Here is a 19860-nt window from a genome sequence, read left to right as displayed (position 1 = left end):
ATCCAATTGCGCAGATAGCCAGTCATCGAAGCTTTTTGCGGGAAGAGCGGCAACAAGATACGAATAGCCGCGACAGCGCGCGCCGCTGTGAACGATGGGGGACGTGGTAATGGGCGAGAGGGGAGTCACGCCAGCGTGGCGGCTTCACGATGGCCGCATTCCGATCCGGCACAACCGAACGACCGTCGGACAGCGATGCGCATGCCGCTTCTCTCTCCACTTCACTGTCATCTAGCAGAGAGGGGTGGTTTTTCCATGATCAGGTCAATTTCCAATGGGGAAGGTCTCAACCGTCATGCTGCACGTCTGACACGGGGCGCATGCATGCTCTCGCTCGCCGTGGCCATGGCGCTGGGCGTGACGACGACGGCGCGGGCTGCGGAATTCATGACGCATCACGTGCGCGATGCGGTGCGCCAGGGAACGGCGAAACAGGTAGGCGATCTGCCTGCCCATCAGTTGATGAGCCTCGATGTGGTCCTGCCGGTCGGCGATCAGGCCGGCCTCGACCAGTTCGTGGCCAGCGTAACCGATCCCACCAGCATCAGTTATCGCGATTACCTCACGCCGGCGCAGTTCACCGTGGTGTACGGCCCCAGCCAGCACGATTACAACGCTGTGGTGCAGTACCTGGTCAGGAACGGCTTCATGGTTACCGGTGGCAGCCGCGACGGCATGGACGTGCAGGTCGTCGGCCCGGTCTCCGCGGTGGAATCGGCCTTCAACGTGAAGATGCATACCTACCAGCATCCCACCGAGAACCGCGTTTTCTACAGTCCGGACCGTGAACCTTCGACTTCGCTGGCGATCCCGCTCTGGCACGTCTCCGGCCTGAACAATTACTCGATTCCCCATCCCATGCTGGTGAAGAAGAGTGACTATGCGCGGGAGCACGGCATTTCCCCCGAAGCCGTGGTGTCGCATGCCACGACGGGCTCGGGTCCCTCCGCTTCGTTCCTGGGCAGCGACATGCGCGCGGCCTACTACGGTGGCAGCGCATTGACCGGCGCCGGTCAGAACCTGGGCCTGTTCGAGTTCGAAGGTACCGACCTGGCCGACCTGACCACGTACTACAAGAACGTGGGGCAGACCAACAACGTGCCCGTCACGCTGCTGTCGACGGACGGCACCAGCACGTCCTGCGTCGATTCCAGGGCGGGTGGCAGTTGCGACGATACCGAGCAGACGCTGGACATGACCCAGGCACTCGGCATGGCACCGGGATTGGCCAGCCTGACGGTGTATGTGGGCTCCACCGACACCGCCATCCTCAGTTCCATGACCACGCACAGCCCGTTGCCGAAGACCATCGGTTGCTCGTGGGGCTGGACGCCGGCCGACCCGAGCACGCTGAATCCCTATTGGGAAAAGATGGCAGCGCAGGGCCAGAGCTTCTTCGCCGCGTCGGGCGACAGTTCGACCTGGTCGAGGCGCAACGAGGCTTGGCCAGCCGATGCCGCCTATGTCATCGGCGTCGGCGGCACCGATCTGACCACCGCCTCGGCGGGCGGGGCCTGGAAGTCGGAGACGGCGTGGGTCGACAGCGGTGGCGGCATCTCGCCGGACAAGATCGCCATTCCCTCGTGGCAGGCGGCTTCCGGCGTGATCAACAGCAGCAACAAGGGCTCGACGACCTACCGCAACGGCCCGGACGTCGCGGCCAATGCCAACTTCACGTTCTACGTGTGCGCAGACCAGACCACCTGCACGGCCAACGACTACGGCGGCACCAGCTTCGCTGCGCCGATGTGGGCAGCCTTCGCCGCACTGGCCAACCAGCAGGCGGCGGCCAGCGGCGGTTCCGCCGTCGGCTTCTTCGACCCGACCATCTATGCGCAGAACGAGTCGGGCGGCAAGTTGACCAGCGCGTACACCGCCGATTTCCACGACATCACCAGCGGCAAGTCCGGTACCTACTCGGCCGTGACGGGTTACGACCTGGTCACCGGCTGGGGCAGCCCGAAGGCGGCGCTGATTTCGGCACTGGTTCCGTAGTTGCGGTCGGTACTGTTCCCGGAGGGAATCCGGGAGCGTGGAACGAGGCCCGGGAGCGATCCCGGGCCTTTTCATTCCTGCCGGCGAGTGCCGTCACGTTCGTAGCCACGCCGATGAAATCCGGCGCGATCATCATCAAGCGGCGGTGGTGCATCGGTGGAACCGCAACTGGGCTGGTCTTCGCAGGTCATTGCCATTTCCGATCGCGTCCGGTGCCCGCGAGGCTGTCGACCCTCGCCCTCACGCATCATCAGGCAAGTGCCCGAGTGGACCGAGGTGCGGAGCCCTGCGCTCATGGTGAATCTTTGGCGCGCATGTGGCGGATCGCGGCGATCCTTCATGCGTGTCTGTTAGCATCCGGCACGATTCCGCCTGCGTCGCAGAGCGCAATCACGCCAAGCCAAGGGGGCATGGTCGATCAGTCCGGTTTCCGGGAGCGTCCGATGGAAACAGGCACCTGCCCCGTTGCAGCGATCACCACAATCACAAGGAAGCTACATCGTGAAGATCAAGTCGCTTGTTTTCATCTCTTCCCTCGGCCTGTTCGCGGCTTATGCGCCGCTGGCATTCAGTGCCCCGGATGATCAGGCTGTCGTGGGCACGCCCGCGCCCGGCAGCAAGTTCTCCAAGATCCAGCCAGGCATGTATTCGAAGCAGGTCACCGATCTGATTGGGCTGCCCAACGACCAGAAGATGTACCAGACCGGCAAGGCCTGGATCCCCTTCCATTTCGGCAGCGACAACTATCGCGTGGAATACCTCTACAAGGGCGAGGGCGAGCTGACCTTCTCCGGCGGCGGCATCGGCAACGAGGCCTCGCTGAAGCTGATCAAGGTCACGGTCAACACGCAGGAAACCGGTTACGTCCACGACTGAACCGGTTTCGTCGCGATTGCCGGGCCTCGCCCCGGCAATCGCGATCACGGTTTCAGTCGATCGGGCCCGGCAGCGGTGGCACCGCAGTCGGCGTGCCATTGGAATCCAGCGCGATCATCACGAAGCGGCCGGTGGTGCACACCCGACGATCGCCGCTGAGCGGATCCTCGGCCGTCATTTCCACTTCCACCTGCATCGAGCTGTGGCCCGTGCCCACGATGCGCGCCACCAGCTCCACCAACTGGCCCTTGCGCACCGGAACGCGGAAATTCACTTCTTCCGAGCGTGCGGTGACCACGATGCGCCGCGCATGGCGCGACGCCACGATGAAGGCGGCCTTGTCCATCCAGGCCAGTGCCTGTCCACCGAACAGCGTGCCGAGGTGGTTGGTGTGGTCGGGGAAAACCATCTCCAGCAGGCGGGCTTCGGGCGGGGTGGCAGGCATCGGCGGCTCCGTGGGCGAATGGGTGAACCCGACATTCTGCCGTAGTGCGGACGCGGTTTACGCGTCCCGCCGTCTTTATTCCGTTTCCCCGGGCTCAACCTTTGGCACATGGGTGGGCATGGGGGTGAGGCGTTAGCATCGGGGGTTGGCGCGCCTGCATCGCGGGCGCCGGTTTCGTTCCCTCAAGGGGTGAAAAGAAGATGAGCTCGACTATCGGCAAGACGCGCCTCGCCGGCGCGCTGGCAGCGGCACTATTGGTGGGCAGCACGGGCGCGATGGCGCAAACACGTACGCTCGCCGCGCAGGATTACGCGCAGGCTGAGCGATTCATGATTTACAACACCCTGCCGCTGGTCGACCACGACGTGCAGCGCGTGAAATGGCTGGACAACACCCACTTCTGGTATGTCGACCACGATGCCAGCGGCGACCGCGTGATGGAGATGAACACCGTCAGCGGCAAGGCCGCACCGGCCTTCGATCAGGCCAAGCTCGCTGCCGCACTAGGCAAGGTCACCGGCAAGCCCATGCCGGCCAACAAGGTGCCGCCGTTCGGCTTCGACTTCAGCGTGCAGAAGGATGGCCGCTACGACGTCGCGGTGATGGGCAAGCATTATATGTGCGACCTCGGTGGCGCGGGCGATTGCACGGCCAAGGCCGTGGCGAAGACCGGCAACGAGCCGGGCATTGTCTCGCCTGACAAGACCAAGGAAGCCTTCATTCGCGACTGGAACCTGTGGGTGCGCGACCTCGCCACCGGCAAGGAAACCCAGCTCACCACCGATGGCGTGAAGGACTTCGGCTACGCCACCGACAACGCGGGCTGGATCCATACCGACCGTGCCGTGGTGGACTGGTCGCCCGACTCGAAGAGGATCGCCACCTACCAGCAGGACCAGCGTGGCGTGGGCGAGATGTACACCGTGAGCACGAAGGTGGGCCACCCTGAGCTGGATGCGTGGAAATATCCGCTGCCAGGCGACAAAAAGGTGTTCATGATCGAGCCGGTGGTGGTCGACGTGGACACGCACAAGGTGGTGCGCCTGCAGCTGCCGCCGCAGCAGCGCCTGTCCACCCTGGACGATGACCTCAGCTACAACAGCGACGGCCACTGGGACGACCTGCAGTGGGCGCCCGACAGCAAGACCCTCGCCATGGTCAACAGCTCGCGCGACCGCCAGCAGGCCTGGTATCGCGTGGTCAACGCCGACACCGGCGCCGTGCGCACCGCCTTCGACGAGAAGGTGGCGACTTACTACTCAAGCGGCATGGACCACGTGAACTGGCGCTACCTGCCGGATTCGCACGAAGCCATCTGGCCGTCTGAGCGCAGCGACTGGCAAAACCTCTATCTGTACGACATCAATACCGGCAAGGAGCTGCATTCCATCACCACCGGCGACGGCAACATCATCGATGTGCTGCACCTCGACCGCAAGTCGCGCGAGCTGTGGTTCATCGGCACCGGCCGCGTGGCGGGCGTGGACCCGTACTTCAAGCAGTTCTGGAAGGTGGGCGTGGATGGCGGCAAACCCGTGCTGCTGACGCCGGAAGACGCCGATCACACCATCAGCATGTCGCCCGACGGCAAGACCTTCGTGGACAGCTACTCCACGGTCGACACGGCGCCGGTCACTGTGCTGCGCTCCAGCGACGACGGCCATGTCATCGCCACCATCGCCAAGGCCGACCTCTCGCGCCTCAAGGCTGCCGGCTGGATGGCGCCGATCCCGTTCACGGTGAAAGCGCGTGACGGCAAGACGGAGCTCTACGGCCAGATGTTCAAGCCCAGCCACTTCGATCCCAGCAAGAAATACCCGATCATCGACTACGTCTATCCCGGCCCGCAGACCGGCTCGGTGCGCACCCGCAGCTTCCTGCCGGCGCAGGGCGACAACCAGGCGCTGGCCGAGCTCGGCTTCATCGTGATCGCGCTCGACGGCATGGGCACGCCGTGGCGCTCGGCCAGCTTCCACCACACCTGGTACGGCCAGATGGGTGACAACACGCTGCCCGACCAGGTCGCCGGCATCAAGGAACTGGCGCAGCGCTACCCCTGGATCGACATCAACCGCGTGGGCATCTGGGGCCACTCCGGCGGCGGCAACACCACCGCCGATGCGATGTTCCGCTACCCGGATTTCTTCAAGGTCGGCTGGGCCGAGAGCGGCAACCACGACAATCGCAACTACGAGAACGACTGGGGCGAGAAGTACCAAGGCCTGCTGACCACCGACAAGGACGGCAGCACCAGCTACGACAACCAGGCCAACCAGCTGATGGCGAAAAACCTCAAGGGCCGCCTGATGCTGGTGCACGGCACGATCGACGACAACGTGCCGGTGGGCGAGACCTTCCTGGTGGCCGATGCGCTGATCAAGGCCAACAAGGACTTCGACATGCTCATCATCCCGAACGTCCATCATGGCTACGCCGCCGCCACGCCCTACGCCACGCGCCGACGCTGGGATTACTTCGTGCAATACCTCGCCGGCGACACGCCGCCGAAGGAGTACGAGCTGAAGAAGTGGCCGTGGTTCTGATCGCGGCTGCTTGAGCGGTACAAAACAAAAGGCCGGGACGCGAGTCCCGGCCTTTCGTTTTGCGACATGCGGATGCGGTGCGACCCGTTATCTGGACAAGCCCTCAAGTGTTGCCGCCCTTGGCCAGCATCTCATCGATCAGCTTGTCCATTTCGCCGTACGCCTTGCGGGTGATGGTCTGTTCTTGTTGGTCGAGAGTGGCTTGCTGCTTATCGAGGGTGGCTTGCCGCGCATCCATGTCACGTTGATGCTGCTGCACGCTCGCCTGCATTGCGGCCTGCCTCGCTTCAATGGCGAGGCGTTGTGCCTCGATGGCTTGCTGCTGCGATTCGACCTTTTGGCGAGCGGTGTCCGCGGCAGCCTTTTGCGCGGCGGAATCCTCTGCCTGCGCGGTGGCGTCGAGGGATATACGCTCGGCAACGAGCGTGGCTTGCGAACGTGCCAACTCGGCCTGGGCGCGCGCTAGCGCTGCCGAGCGCTTCGCCATTTCGGCATCTTTCATGGCCGCAGAGCGTTGTTGTGCAGCCAGGCCAATCTGCTGATGCGAAATCTCGTTGAGCGGCAGCCAGATTTGGCTTGCGCGTTCGATGGTGGCCTTGTCGTGGGTCACGTAGGTCTTGTCGCCGCGACGGAGCCACAGCAGTGGGCCGCCGGTCTTGGGCAAATGCTTGACGGTCGCTGCATCGGCTTCGGTGCCGCGAATCGTGAGGCTGCTGCCGTCGAACAATGCGAAGCCACGTTGCATGCCGGGTTCGATATCGATGCTCACACTGTCGGCGTGGAAGCCGAAATCGGGCGCAGGGGGCGGCGGCGGTGCGGGAGGAGCAGGTGGGGGCAGCGGCGGCGGAGGTGGCGGCACTTCATGCGGCGGTGGCGGCGGAGGGACACCGGGCATCGATACGGGTGGAGCCGGCGGTGCCGGTGGTGCCGGTGGTGCGGGAGGCGCCGGTGGTGGAGGCGGCGGCATTGCGGTGGAACTGACCATCGCGGGCATGGCCACAGGGGCAGCGGCGAGGGGCGTCTGATCGCCCGCCACCACGCGGTACGGCAGCACGCCGATCAGCGCGACGAGTGCGACGAGCAGCCAGCCGCGCACGCGAGACATGGTCGTGGATGTCTGTTGCAGCATGGTCAATCGCCTCTTCAGGTTGAGGAAGGTGGGGGAAGCACCGGCCAGCGCGGCATGCATCGGGTGGTGCACGCCAAGGCGCAGCAGCAGGCGGCCATAGTCCTGTGGTGCGACGCATTGCTGCTCCATGGCCAGCGCATCACAGGCGGCTTCGCGGTTGAGTGCGTATTCGCGCATTGCCCAACGCAGCAGCGGGTGGAAGAAGAACAGGCGGCCGGCCAGCGCGGGAACCCAGCCGGACACCAGGTCGCCGCGTTTCAGGTGCGCCAGTTCATGGGCCAGCGCCAGCGAGGCCTCGTCCGCGCTCAGCGCACCGTCGGCCGGCCACAGCACCACCGGTCGCAGGCTACTGCTGACCTGCGGCGAGGTGATGTCCCACGAAGCAAGTACGCGGGGCGTGCGGCGCAAGCCGAGCGTGCGCGACTGCCGGGCGCAGCGCGCCAGCAAGTCGGTATCCGCCGTTGAGTGCGCAGTGCGATGCAGGCGGCGCGAGCGGACATGTTCGCGAATCAGCGCAGGCAACTGCGCCAGCAACAGGAGCAACCACGCTGCGAGCAGTAGCGTGTGCCAATGCGTGGAGATCCAGTCGGTCGCGGCGGGTCGGGCGACGGGTGCCAGAGTGGCTGGTGCAACCAAGGTGTGTCTGCTGACATGGTCGAAACCCATGGTAGTGATGGTCACGTCGGCCATCGCATTGCCTTGCGGAGCGACGACGGGCGCTTCGATCGACGGCGGCGTCAGCAGTGGCAAGCGGATCGGGGACTGCCAGCACAAGCCCAGCAGGGCCTGCAGGCCGACCAGCCACCACAGCGCGCAGCGTGCGGCGGCAGGCAGGCGTGGGAGCGCGCGGATGAGCAGCGCCACCGCTGCCACCAGCAGCACGGCCTGCAGTGAGGTCCAGATCAGGCGTTCCAGCCAGGCGGAGGCCAGATGATCGAAGGTCGTCATCTCACTTCTCCTTGCGCGTGGTCTTGAGTTGCTTCACCAATGCCTGCAGTTCGGCCAGTTCGTCGTCGCTGACTTCGCCGCGCTCCGCCATCCACGCCACGAAGGGCGACACCGAGCCGCTCAGCGTGCTTTCCACGAAGCGGCCCACCGCACTGCGCATCGCCTCGCCGGGACCCGTGGCGGTGCTGTAGCGGTACATCCCCTGCACCTGGCGGCGCTTGAGGTAGCCCTTGGCGCGCAAGCGTTCCATCATCGTCAGTACGGTGGAGCGGGCGAGGCTTTGCGCTTCGCCGAAGCCGGAGGCCACCTCGCCCACCGAGACGGGTTCGTGTGCGGCGAGGTAATGCAGTAGGGCGAGTTCCTGGTCGCCGATGGTGGGGCGTGGCATGGCGCGGCTCCGTTATGACTACACGTGTCGCCAAGCTACCTCTGCTGACACGTGTAGTCAATAGGGCTTCGTCGCCTCCCCGGCAGATCCTTCCGTCGCCTCAGGCGAGGACCGAGGCGGCATCCACGATGAAGTGCGCGATGATGTTGACCCACAAGTTGCGCCGCCACAGGTACAGCAGCGAGAAGGCCAGGCCGCCGGTAGCGACGATCAGCTCGTGGCTCCAGCCCCAGTAAGTCACGTGGTCGATAGTGAACACGGTGAGAGAGAGCAGCAGCGCGGCGATGCGGCTGCCGCTCACTTCCTCGATCCGCTGCATCGCATAGCCGCGGAACAACACTTCCTCGGAAACCGCGGCACGTATGGTCGAAATAAAGCGCCACCAGAAGGGCGTGGCCATCAGGGCGCCGCCGTTCGCCGTCGAGGCTATCGAGTCGCTCAGGTGGAACGCGGGGAGTACGAGGAAGTACATCGTACCCAGCACGGCCAGCACCATCACGCCAGCCGCCATGCCGATGAGCACGTTGCCAACGCCGGGCGGACGGAAACCGATGGACGACAGCGGGCGTCGCTCGACCTTGCGCACGTAGAGCAGCATCGCCGCGATGTAGGTCCACCAGATCGCTTCGTTGCCGAGCAGATGCCCGATGCCTGCGAACTCATGGTCCCAGTTGCTGAAAGGAAGGCTGACCACGCCGAGCGCGAGCACCAGCCCGGCCAGAGTGATGAGCCAGGTGCGCCGTTCGACCGCCTTGAAGTCGCTGGCCAAGGTCTGCATGAATATCTCCGGGTAACTGGACGGGCGGATGGAATGCGTCAGGTGTTCGCGCGCGCGTCGCCGACGATGCGGATGAACCGGTCGATGGCCTGGGTCGTCCGTTTGCGGTCGCTGGTGCTCATCAACTCGATGAAAAGGCCGTCGAAGACCGCGACGCATAGCGTGGCGAAGGCGGGGTCGCGGTCTTGTGCGGGAAGCAGCGCCAGTACCAGTTCCGACCAGTTCGCGTTATTGCGCTGCAGGTATTGCGCATAGACGTCCGGGTTCTGGACGGCCAGGATCTGCAGTTCATAGAGCAGCTTCAGGTAGGGGAAGTTTTTCGGTGCGACCGCCCATTCCCAGAGCAGCTTCAGCGGCGGATTCGCATGGCCGTTCGCGGGCGGCCGCTCCAGCAGCCGTGAGAAGGACCGTCGAAGCTGCGCCTGCATCGCTTCGAGGACTTCGGCGAGCAGCCCCTCCTTGGATTCGAAGTGGTAGATCAGCAGGCGGGCGCTGGTGCCGGTGGCTGCGGCAAGCGGGCGCAGCGAAAGATCGGCCAGGCCGTGCTCAAGCAGGTAGGCAACGATGGAATCGACCAGTTCTTCTTTTCGCGTCTGCATGTAACGGACGTTACGTGTAACGTCCGTTACATGTCAAGTGGGCGTGCCGGCTTCAGAACGCCATGTCGAACGCCACGTCGCCCTGCACGCCCACCTGGTAGGCAGAGACGCGGCGCTCGAAGAAGTTGGTGACTTCCTGCACGTCCTGCAGGTCCATGAAGTCGAACGGGTTCTTCACGCCGTATTTCTTTGGCAGATCGAGCTGGGCCAGGCGCTGGTCGGCGCAATACTCCAGGTACTGGCGCATGTCCTTCACCGACAGGCCGGCCACGCCGCCGGAAAGCACGTCTTCGGCGAACTGCGTTTCGCAGGCGATGGCGCCCTCCAGCATCTCCTCGATCTGCGTGCGCATTTCGTCGTCGAACAGGTCGGGTTCTTCCGCGCGCACCTTGCGCACCACCTCGAAGGCGAACGCCATGTGGCAGCTTTCGTCGCGGAACACCCAGTTGGTGCCCGAGGCCAGCCCGTGCAGCAGTCCGCGCGAACGCAGGAAGTACACGTAGGCGAAGGCGGCGAAGAAGAACAGGCCCTCGATGCACGCGGCGAAGCAGATCAGGTTGAGCAGGAACTGGCGGCGGTGTTCGCGCGTTTCCAGGCGCTGCAGGTTCTGGACCGAGTCGATCCACTTGAAGCAGAACTCGCCCTTCTGGCGGATCGAGGGGATGTTCTCGATGGCCGAGAACGCCTTGACGCGCTCGGCCGGGTCGGGAATGTAGGTGTCCAGCAGGGTCAGGTAGAACTGCACGTGCAGCGCTTCCTCGTACAACTGGCGCGAGAGGTACATGCGCGCTTCCGGCGCGTTGATGTGCTGGTACAGATTCAGCACCAGGTTGTTCGACACGATGGTGTCGCCGGTGGCGAAGAACGCGATAAGGCGATGGATCAGGTGGCGGTCGGCCTCGCTCATCTTCGAGCGCAGGTCGGTGGTGTCCAGCGAGAAATCCACCTCGTCCACCGTCCAGGTGTTCTTGATCGCATTGCGATACATCTCGTAGAACTCTGGATAGCGCATCGGGCGCAGGGTGAGTTCGAAGCCCGGGTCGAGGATGTGCTGGGCGCGTTCGGGTTGGGCGGACATGGGGGGTTCCCGATGGATTGTTATAGATGGTGGTTCGGTTGCGGTCGGTTCGCCGGCCGCGTGCTCAACCAGCCGAGCGCGTCGGCCATGGAATGCACGAAGCGGATGGCCGGGTGATGGGCGTGCTCGTGCGCGAGTTCCGTGAAACGTTCGCCGTGCGAGGCAAAATCCCGGATCACGAGGGCCACGGGAATCCGGTAGTTGGCGAACTTCTGGAAGAGCTCGCCGGCCAGCCCCGTGGCCAGGCGGAAGAAATCCGGCGACACATCCTGCTCCGTCAGCACCAGCCCGTCCGAGCCGAAGCTCGCGGCGAGCGCGTCGGAGACGTCCTGCCGCGAACCGATCCGGAGGGAGCGGTCCGCGGCGATGACGATGGAGGGCGAGGTCGACATCGCGCCTTACTGGCAGGCCTCGCAGTACTCCGGATTCTCCAACGAGCAGAACACCGCCGCCGTCGCCTGTTCCTGGTCGGCGACAGGTGCCGCCTTGGCGGTCGGAGCGGCTGATACGGTGGTCTTGGCGATCTTGGTCGCCGGGCGCGAGCGCAGGTAGTAGGTGGTCTTGATGCCGGACTTCCATGCGTACATGTACATGGAACTGAGCTGGCCGATGTTCGGGTTCTCCATGAACAGATTCAGCGACTGGCTCTGGTCGATGTATGCACCACGTGCGGCGCCGAGATCGATCAGTGCCTTCTGCGGCAATTCCCACACCGTGCGGTAGATGGTGCGCAGGCGTTCCGGAATCGCGGCGATGCCCTGGATCGAACCTTCCGCCAGCTTGATCGCATCGCGGACGTCGGCGGTCCACAGGCCGAGCGTCTTCAGTTCCTCCACCAGGTAGCGGTTCACCACCAGGAAGTCGCCCGACAGCGTCTCGCGCTTGAACAGGTTGCTCACCTGCGGTTCGATGCACTCGTAGCAACCGGCGATGGAGGCGATGGTGGCGGTCGGCGCAATCGCGATCAGCAGCGAGTTGCGCAGGCCCTTGGCCTTGATCGATTCGCGCAGCGCGTCCCAGCGGGCCTGGTCGCTCGGCTTGGCGTTGGTCCAGTAGTCGAACTGCAGTTCGCCGTTGGCGGCGCGGCTTTCCGCGAAGCCCGGGTGCGCACCGAACTCCATCGCCAGCTCGTTCGACTGCGACAGTGCGTTGTAGTAGATCTCCTCGGCAATGCGCGTGGACAGCTCCAGAGCCTCGGTGGAGTCGAATGGCAGGCGCAGCTTGAAGAACACGTCCTGCAGGCCCATCACGCCCAGGCCAACCGGGCGCCACTTGTTATTGGCGACTTTGGCGGTGGCGATGGGATAGAAGTTGAGGTCGATCACGCGATCCAGCTGGCGTACCGCGGTGCGCGCAGTGGCGGCAAGCTTGTCGAAGTCGAAGCGGCCGTCGACCACGTGGCGAGCCAGGTTGATCGAACCCAGGTTGCACACGGCCGTCTCGTCGGCATTGGTGACTTCCAGGATCTCTGTGCACAGGTTCGACAGGTGGATGACGTTTTCCGCCTTCCCCGTCTGGTTGCTGGTGGCGTTGCTGCGGTCCTTGAAGGTCATCCAACCGTTGCCGGTCTGTGCCAGCGTGCGCAGCATGCGGGCGTAGAGCTCGCGCGCCTTCACCTTCTTCACGGCGAGGCCGGCGGCCTCCGCTTCGCGATAGGCCTTCTCGAAGGTCTCGCCCCAGCTATCGACGAAATGCGGCACGACTTTGGGATCGAACAGCGACCACTCGCCGTCGCTCTCGACGCGGCGCATGAATTCGTCCGGAATCCAGTTGGCGAGGTTGAGGTTGTGCGTGCGGCGCGCTTCGTCGCCGGTGTTGTCGCGCAGTTCGAGGAATTCCTCGATGTCGCCGTGCCACGGCTCCAGGTACACGCAGGCCGCGCCCTTGCGCTTGCCGCCCTGGTTCACTGCGGCTACGGAAGCGTCCAGCGTTTTCAGCCACGGCACCAGGCCGTTGGAGTGGCCGTTGGTGCCCTTGATCAGTGAGCCGCGCGAACGCACGCGCGAGTAGGCCAGGCCGATGCCGCCGGCGAACTTGCTGAGCTTGGCCACGTCGCCGTACTTCTCGTAGATGGATTCGAGCGAGTCCAGCGGCGAGTCGAGCAGGAAGCAGGAACTGAGTTGTTCGTGCGCAGTACCCGCGTTGAACAGAGTCGGCGAGCTGGCGATGTATTCCAGCGAGGAGAGCAGGCGGTACAGTTCCAGCGTCTCGCCGATTTCGTTGCCGCCGAGCGCGCAGGCGATACGCATGAAGAAGTGCTGCGGGGTCTCTAGCACCTTGCGCAGCTGCGGGTGGCGCAGCAGGTAGCGGTCGTACACCGTACGCAGACCGAAATACTCGAAGCGGCGTGTAGCAAGCGGATCGATCGCATCGTTGAGCTTGCGCGAGTTGGCCGACACGAAGTCGCGCAGACGGTCGTTGAGGATGCCCAATTCCGCGCCGCGCGCGATGGATTGCGAGAAACTCTGGATTTCCTGGCCGCTCACTTCCTTGTCGACGAACGCGCCCAGCAGGCGCGCGGCAAGCTGGCCGTACTCGGGCTCCTCGGCAGTGAGTGCCGCAGCCGTGCGAATGGACAGCTGATCCAGTTCCTGCGTGGTGGCGCCGTCGTACAAGCCGCCGATGGTCTTGAGCGCTACGCGCATCGGGTCGACTGCATGAAGGCCTTCCGCACTGCGGGTAACGGCGCGCACGATCTTGTTGACGTCCACCACTTCCTGGCGGCCGTTGCGCTTGGTCACGCGCATCTGGCCTGGATTGTGCGGTGGAGTGAGAGTGAAGGCCTCGCCGGCGGAGACCGGGGCTTCGGCGGAAAGCGGAGACGACTCCGCGCGCGCAGCGGAACGCTCGCGGGTATCGGTATCGAGAGGCTGCATGTCGGTGGCTCCAGGCCGTGGCAATCAACTGCCTGCTCCCGCGCGCAGGGCTGATGCAGTGGTTGCACGCGGACGGTCGCCCGTCGAGCGCCATGGCCCGACGATCCGACGCGCCTCCCCGCGGAAGCCGCCACTACCCGGTACAGCGCTATGGCTGGACCGCGTCGGCAGGTCTTCGGACTCGTGGACGTGGGCCTTCGGCCCGCCTACTGGTCTCCGCTTCCCGATCGCTGTGGATCAGTGCGCTATCGAGACGTTCGTTTCCACTTACCGCTGCGGGGCAGTTCCGGATTCGCACCGGATTCCCTTTTGAGCCCGGCCGACGATCGCGTCTGGCAGGGCACCGACTGGCACAACATATCGGGCCAAATCGGTTGGGTCAACCCAACAACTTGTGGACAACTCTTACAGGGCGTCTTGATCCAGCTCGCCGGTGCGGATACGGATCACCTGTTCCAGCGAACTCACGAAGATCTTGCCGTCGCCGATCTTGCCGGTGCGGGCGGAGTTCTGGATCGCTTCCAGCACGCGGTCGAGCTGCTCGTCGGCCACGGCGGCCTCCAGCTTGATCTTGGGCAGGAAGTCGACCACGTACTCGGCGCCGCGGTACAGCTCGGTATGGCCTTTCTGGCGGCCGAAGCCCTTCACCTCGGTCACCGTGATGCCCTGCACGCCGACCTCGGCCAGCGCTTCGCGCACGTCGTCCAGCTTGAATGGCTTGATGATCGCCACGACCAGCTTCATGGGGGTTCCTCGGGCAGGAGCGCCGCGACGCGACGCAGGCAGACATTCTGCCTCCGCAGTCTGTCGCTGTCGCCTGGGGATACCATGTAGGACAATTCCTACATCAAATCACGGAGTCCGCCGATGGTGCGTCTGCCATTCGTTCATAGACACTCTCCCTCGACAAGTTCGAGGCGCCGTCCATGATGGATAGGCTGGACATCGATCAGCTGGCACGACGCCTGGCATCATTGGTTCCGCCCGGAGTGGCACAGGCGCAACAGGATTTGCGAACCAATTTCCACGATGTCCTGGCACAGGGATTGCGCCGCCTCGACCTGGTCACCCGCGAAGAGTTCGACGTCCAGAGCCAGGTGCTTGCACGCACCCGCGCCAAGGTCGAAGAGCTGGAGCGGCGCGTGGCCGAACTCGAGGCCGCCGTCGTCGCCCGCGGGGACTAGCCTCCCGGGAGCCGCCCCCGATTCGTCACCCTCACCCCGAGTTTTGCGATCGGGGGCGGTTATTTACGACTTGACGCCATACATGGAGTGTTCAATGCGGGTGCGCGACCGCGGCTTCAGCCTGCCAATGGCTTGGTTCGTGGGCCAGCACGCACACCGGCTAGGGACGGCTGCATGAGTCTCGCCGTCACTCTCAGCCGCGCGCAGGAAGGCATCGCTGCGCCCCAGGTAATGGTCGAGGTGCATCTCTCCGGCGGCTTGCCGGCCACCAGCATCGTTGGCCTGCCGGAGGCAGCCGTACGCGAGGCGCGTGATCGCGTGCGCGTGGCCATCCAGAACACTGCTTTTGAATACCCCGGCCGCAAGGTCACCGTGAATCTTGCGCCCGCCGAGCTGCCCAAGGACGGGGGCCGCTTCGACCTGCCGATCGCATTGGGCATCCTTGCCGCCAGTGGGCAAGTGCCCCGCGAGAAGCTCGACGATTGCGAGTTCCTCGGCGAACTGGCGCTCAGCGGTTCGTTGCGCAGCGTCTCGGGTGTGCTTCCGGCGCTGCTGCGCGCACGTGCGCGCGGCCGCAAGATGGTGGTGCCGCGGGCGAATGCGGCCGAGGCTGCGCTGGTTTCCGAAGTGGATGTGCGCGTGGCTGACTCGCTGGCCGAGGTTTGCGGCTGGCTGCACGGCGCGCAGGATCTGGCGACGCCCACGGGCGTCGACACCGAGGGCGGCATTTACGACGGTCCGGATCTGCGCGACGTGCGTGGCCAGCTGCAGGCCCGTCGTGCGCTGGAGATCGCCGCCGTGGGCGGCCACCACCTGTTGCTGGTGGGGCCGCCGGGCACCGGCAAGACCATGTTGGCCGAACGCCTGCCCGGCATCCTTCCGCCGCTTTCCGAATCCGAGGCGCTGGAGACTTGCGCGGTGTTGTCGGTGGCCGGTCAGCCAACCGATCCCGCGCGTTGGCGCCGCAGGCCGTTTCGCGCACCTCATCACACCGCTTCGGCGGTGGCGCTGGTGGGCGGCGGTTCACAGCCGCGGCCAGGCGAGATCTCGCTGGCGCACAACGGCGTGTTGTTCCTTGACGAGCTGCCGGAATTCAACCGGCACGTGCTGGAAGTCTTGCGCGAACCGCTGGAATCCGGCCATATCGTGGTATCACGTGCGGCGAGGCAGTCCACCTTTCCAGCGCAGTTCCAACTGGTGGCGGCGATGAATCCCTGTCCCTGCGGCCATGCCGGCGACACGCGGCGGCGTTGCCAGTGCACGCCGGAGCAGATCCAGCGCTATCGCTCGCGCATTTCCGGGCCTCTGCTGGATCGCATCGATCTTGCGGTCGAGGTGCCTTCGCTGCCGCTGCGCGAAATGGATGCGGCGCGCGGCCCGCACGACGAGGATTCCGTCACGGTGCGCGCCCGCGTGCTCAACGCGCGGCGCCATGCCTTGATGCGTGCAGGTCGACCGAACGCGGAGATCAACCACCGGGAGCTGGAACGCGACTGCGCCTTGGGCCCGGCCGAGCGGCGCTGGTACGAGCAGGCGCTGGAGAAGCTCGGCCTCTCCGCGCGCGCCTACCATCGTGTGTTGCGCGTGGCACGCACCATTGCCGATATCGACGGTGGCGCCGGCGTGCTTGAGCGCGAGCATCTCGCGGAGGCGCTGCAGTACCGCCGCTTCTGAGCGGTACAGCGGAAACAGCTGGCCTGGCCCCTGAATCCGTTCCGTGTAGCCTGCCTGGACGCGCCGCGTCGCGGCGTGTTCGGATAAGGTCTAGCCACGCCGAACGAGGATTGCGATGAGCATCGAACCAGGCCTCGTGCTGACCGGCATGCTGGTGATCGGCTTCCTGTGCCAGTGGCTGGCATGGCGAGCGAAGCTGCCGGCGATCGTATTCCTGCTGTTGGCCGGTCTGCTGCTGGGGCCGGTGCTTGGCCTGCTGCGCCCCGATGCGCTGCTGGGCGACCTGCTGTTCCCGGTGGTGTCGCTGGCGGTGGCGCTGATCCTGTTCGAGGGCAGCCTTGCGCTGCGCTTCCACGAACTTCCCGGCATCGGCGGCGTGGTGCGCGGGCTGGTGAGCTACGGCGCCTTGCTCGCACTGCTGCTGCTGGCTGTGGCCGCGCATCTGGTGACTGGCCTGGCGTGGCCGATCGCGTTGCTGTTCGGCGCGCTCACCTGCGTCACCGGGCCTACCGTGATCGCACCGATGCTGCGCACGTTGCGGCCCAACGCGCGCATCGCCAATGCGCTGCGCTGGGAAGGCATCGTGATCGATCCGCTGGGTGCCTTGTTCGCGGTGCTGATCTACGAAGTCGTGGTGTCGCGCGAGGAGGGGCATGCGCTCAGCGTCTTCCTGGGCACGGTGTTCTGCGGCGCAGTGGTGGGGGCGTTGGCGGCGTGGTCGCTTGGCCAGCTGTTGCGGCGGCAGCTGATTCCCGAGTACCTGCAGAACTTCGGCGTGCTGGCCACGGTACTGCTGGCCTTCACGTTGTCCAACCGGATGGCGCATGACTCGGGGCTGCTCACCGTGACGATCATGGGCATCGCGCTGGGCAACATGCGCGACGTGCACGTCGACGACATCCTCGACTTCAAGGAGCACCTCACCACGTTGCTGGTGTCGATGCTGTTCATCCTGTTGGCGGCGCGGCTGCCGTGGCCGTTGCCGGGCGACCTGCTTTGGAAGGGCGCGGTGATCTTCCTGATCGCGCAATTCGCGATACGGCCGCTCAGTGTGCTGGTTGCCAGCCTGGGCGGCGGCCTGAGCTGGCGCGAGCGTGCACTGATCGGCTGGGTGGCGCCGCGCGGCATCGTGGCGGCCTCGGTTTCCGCCTTGTTCGCCCTGCGATTGCAGGCGCTGGGCGTGCCGGGTGCCCAGGCGCTGGTGCCACTGGTATTCATCCTCATCATCGGGACCGTGGTGCTGCAGAGCGCCACTGCGCGGCCATTGGCGCTGTGGTTGAAGGTCGCCGAACCGGAGCCGCGCGGCGTGCTGATCTTCGGTGCCGATGCGGTGGCCCGCGGCGTGGGCCGGGCGCTGCATGAAGCGGACTTCCGCGTGGTGCTGGCCGACGACGACCACGACGGCATTCGCCGGGCACGCATGGAGGGCTTGAGCACCTTCTTCGGCAACCCGGCTTCGACGCATGCCGAGCGCAATCTCGATCTCGCCGGCATCGGCCGACTGCTGGCGATGTCCGTCCATCGCGAGCGCAACACACTGGCGTGCCTGCACTACCGGCAGGAGTTCGGCCGCCACAAGGTCTATCGCCTGCGGGTGCTTGCGCCTGAAGAAAACACCGACCGCATGGCATTGGCGGACAAGCTGTTGGCACCGCCGCTGTTCGACGAGGCGATGACGCATGCGCGCTTCGCGGATCTGCTTGCGCGCGGCTGGCGCATCAAGACCACGCGGCTCAGCGCCACCTTCGACTGGCCGCATTTCATCGAGGAATACGGGCCGGACAGCATGCTGCTGTTCGGCGTGGAGGAGAAAGGCGTGTTGCGCGTGGCTTCCGCCAAGCGCGAACTGGAGCCGAAGGCGGGCTGGACGGTGATTGCGCTGGTGCCGCCGGAAGCTGCCTTGTAGGAGCGCACCCTGTGCGCGAATGCTTTTGCTGCGATCAACGCCAGAGCATTCGCGCACAGAGTGCGCTCCTACATGTGAAGATCACGCCGCCGCGTGGCGCGCGAACTGCGCTTCCTCCGTCGAGCCCTTCAGCGCCGTGGTCGATGACTGCCCCTGCTGGATCGCCTGCGTCACCGCGTCGAAATAGCCTGTGCCCACTTCGCGTTGGTGCTTCACCGCGGTGAAGCCGCGTTCGGCGGCGGCGAATTCCCTTTCCTGCAGCTCCACGAAGGCGCTCATCTGCCGGCGTGCGTAGCCGTGGGCCAGGTCGAACATGCCGTAGTTGAGGCTGTGGAAGCCGGCCAGTGTGATGAACTGGAACTTGTAGCCCATCGCGCCCAGTTCGCGCTGGAATTTCGCGATGGTGTTGTCGTCGAGGTTCTTCTTCCAGTTGAAGCTGGGCGAGCAGTTGTAGGCGAGCAGCTTGCCTGGGAACCGCTTGTGGATCGCTTCGGCGAACTGGCGCGCTTCCTCCAGGTTCGGCTTGCTGGTTTCGCACCACACCAGGTCAGCGTAGGGCGCATAGGCGAGGCCGCGGCTGATCGCCTGACCTAGGCCGGCGCGCACGCGGAAGAAGCCTTCCACGGTGCGTTCGCCAGTGACGAAGGGCCTGTCGTTGTCGTCGATGTCGGAGGTGAGCAGGTCGGCGGCGTCGGCGTCGGTGCGCGCCACGATCAAGGTGGGCACGCCGAGCACGTCGGCGGCGAGGCGCGCGGCGGTGAGCTTGTCCACCGCCTCGCGGGTGGGCACCAGCACCTTGCCGCCCATGTGGCCGCACTTCTTCACCGAGGCCAGCTGATCTTCGAAGTGCACGCCCGCTGCGCCGGCCTCGATCATTGCCTTCATCAGTTCGAAGGCATTGAGCACGCCGCCGAAGCCGGCCTCGGCATCGGCCACGATGGGCGCCAGCCAGTCGATGCCGTCCTGGCCTTCGGCATGGTGCAGCTGGTCGGCGCGCAGCAAGGTGTTGTTGATGCGCTTCACCACTTGCGGCACCGAGTTCGCAGGGTAGAGCGACTGGTCGGGATACATCTCGCCGGCGAGGTTGGCGTCGGCAGCGACCTGCCAGCCCGAGAGATAGATCGCCTTGAGGCCGGCCTTCACCTGCTGCATTGCTTGGTTGCCGGTGAGCGCGCCCAGCGCGTTGACGAAATCCTCCTCGTGCAGGCTCTTCCACAGGCGTTCGGCGCCGCGACGGGCCAGCGAATGCTCGACGGCCACGGTGCCGCGCAGACGCACCACGTCCGCGCCGCCGTAATGGCGCTCGATGCCAGTCCAGCGAGGGTTGTTGTTCCAGTCCAGTTCGATCTGTTCGGCGGTTGGCAGGGTGGTCTTCATGGCATGGCTCCGGTGGATGCGAGGCTGTAAAACTTTCGGGTGCCGCTGCCGTTCGTGCTGAGTG

Annotated in this window: 16 protein-coding genes and 1 riboswitch; of the genes, 6 read left to right on the top strand and 10 right to left on the bottom strand. The window is 65.1% G+C overall.

From position 1 onward, the window contains the following. The first annotated feature begins 324 nt into the window (after positions 1-324). Together ISP25_RS12610 and ISP25_RS12605 are read left to right on the top strand one after the other, a co-directional pair. Complete coding sequence (locus tag ISP25_RS12610) at positions 325-1995, top strand: S53 family peptidase (protein WP_404614323.1); 1671 nt, start codon at positions 325-327, stop codon at positions 1993-1995. A 501-nt stretch (positions 1996-2496) separates the two neighbouring features. Further along, entirely contained in the window at positions 2497-2871 is a 375-nt protein-coding gene (locus ISP25_RS12605) for a hypothetical protein (RefSeq protein WP_192155864.1), read from the top strand. 52 nt (positions 2872-2923) lie between these two features. Here ISP25_RS12605 and ISP25_RS12600 read toward each other — a convergent pair whose 3' ends face one another. Then, positions 2924-3316: an acyl-CoA thioesterase gene (locus tag ISP25_RS12600; protein ID WP_192155862.1), complete on the bottom strand. Its 393-nt coding sequence runs from the start codon at positions 3314-3316 to the stop codon at positions 2924-2926. 200 nt (positions 3317-3516) lie between these two features. On the opposite strand from ISP25_RS12600, the gene ISP25_RS12595 reads away from it, so the two are divergent. Continuing rightward, a complete protein-coding gene (locus tag ISP25_RS12595; protein ID WP_404614321.1) occupies positions 3517-5859 on the top strand; it encodes a S9 family peptidase in 2343 nt (780 codons plus the stop codon). A 103-nt stretch (positions 5860-5962) separates the two neighbouring features. Here the strand turns inward: ISP25_RS12595 and ISP25_RS12590 are convergent, their stop codons facing one another. From ISP25_RS12590 to glnK, 8 genes are all read right to left on the bottom strand, one after another. Next, complete coding sequence (locus ISP25_RS12590; RefSeq protein ID WP_404614319.1) at positions 5963-7936, bottom strand: M56 family metallopeptidase; 1974 nt, start codon at positions 7934-7936, stop codon at positions 5963-5965. A 1-nt stretch (position 7937) separates the two neighbouring features. Next, positions 7938-8324: a BlaI/MecI/CopY family transcriptional regulator gene (locus tag ISP25_RS12585; protein ID WP_192155856.1), complete on the bottom strand. Its 387-nt coding sequence runs from the start codon at positions 8322-8324 to the stop codon at positions 7938-7940. Between the two features lie 100 nt (positions 8325-8424). After that, positions 8425-9102, bottom strand: coding sequence for a CPBP family intramembrane glutamic endopeptidase (locus tag ISP25_RS12580; RefSeq protein WP_404614317.1), 678 nt, complete (start codon positions 9100-9102; stop codon positions 8425-8427). Positions 9103-9140: 38 nt separating this feature from the next. Further along, a complete protein-coding gene (locus ISP25_RS12575) occupies positions 9141-9701 on the bottom strand; it encodes a TetR/AcrR family transcriptional regulator (protein WP_404614315.1) in 561 nt (186 codons plus the stop codon). Between the two features lie 52 nt (positions 9702-9753). Next, positions 9754-10779 (bottom strand): ribonucleotide-diphosphate reductase subunit beta, encoded by a 1026-nt coding sequence (locus ISP25_RS12570; protein ID WP_192155853.1) that lies wholly within the window; start codon positions 10777-10779, stop codon positions 9754-9756. A 20-nt stretch (positions 10780-10799) separates the two neighbouring features. Beyond that, entirely contained in the window at positions 10800-11171 is a 372-nt protein-coding gene (locus tag ISP25_RS12565) for a DUF4180 domain-containing protein (protein ID WP_404614313.1), read from the bottom strand. A gap of 6 nt (positions 11172-11177) precedes the next feature. After that, a complete protein-coding gene (locus tag ISP25_RS12560) occupies positions 11178-13655 on the bottom strand; it encodes a ribonucleoside-diphosphate reductase subunit alpha (protein WP_404614311.1) in 2478 nt (825 codons plus the stop codon). Positions 13656-13804: 149 nt separating this feature from the next. After that, a riboswitch (cobalamin riboswitch) is annotated at positions 13805-14018 on the bottom strand. 42 nt (positions 14019-14060) lie between these two features. Next, a complete protein-coding gene (glnK, locus tag ISP25_RS12555) occupies positions 14061-14399 on the bottom strand; it encodes a P-II family nitrogen regulator (protein WP_192155849.1) in 339 nt (112 codons plus the stop codon). Between the two features lie 182 nt (positions 14400-14581). Here glnK and ubiK point away from each other — a divergent pair, with 182 nt between their 5' ends. From ubiK to ISP25_RS12540, 3 genes are all read left to right on the top strand, one after another. Then, positions 14582-14839, top strand: a complete 258-nt coding sequence (gene ubiK / locus ISP25_RS12550; RefSeq protein ID WP_192155845.1) for a ubiquinone biosynthesis accessory factor UbiK — start codon at positions 14582-14584, stop codon at positions 14837-14839. 174 nt (positions 14840-15013) lie between these two features. Beyond that, complete coding sequence (locus tag ISP25_RS12545; protein WP_404614308.1) at positions 15014-16513, top strand: YifB family Mg chelatase-like AAA ATPase; 1500 nt, start codon at positions 15014-15016, stop codon at positions 16511-16513. A 115-nt stretch (positions 16514-16628) separates the two neighbouring features. Continuing rightward, positions 16629-18419, top strand: coding sequence for a cation:proton antiporter (locus ISP25_RS12540; protein WP_404614306.1), 1791 nt, complete (start codon positions 16629-16631; stop codon positions 18417-18419). Between the two features lie 81 nt (positions 18420-18500). Here the strand turns inward: ISP25_RS12540 and aceA are convergent, their stop codons facing one another. Next, positions 18501-19796 (bottom strand): isocitrate lyase, encoded by a 1296-nt coding sequence (gene aceA, locus ISP25_RS12535; RefSeq protein WP_404614304.1) that lies wholly within the window; start codon positions 19794-19796, stop codon positions 18501-18503. Positions 19797-19860 lie beyond the last annotated feature (64 nt).

It is taken from the genome of Rhodanobacter hydrolyticus (genome assembly GCF_044904645.1).
The sequence above is the reverse complement of the archived record's forward strand: the minus strand, read 5'-3'. Positions and strand labels throughout refer to the sequence as shown.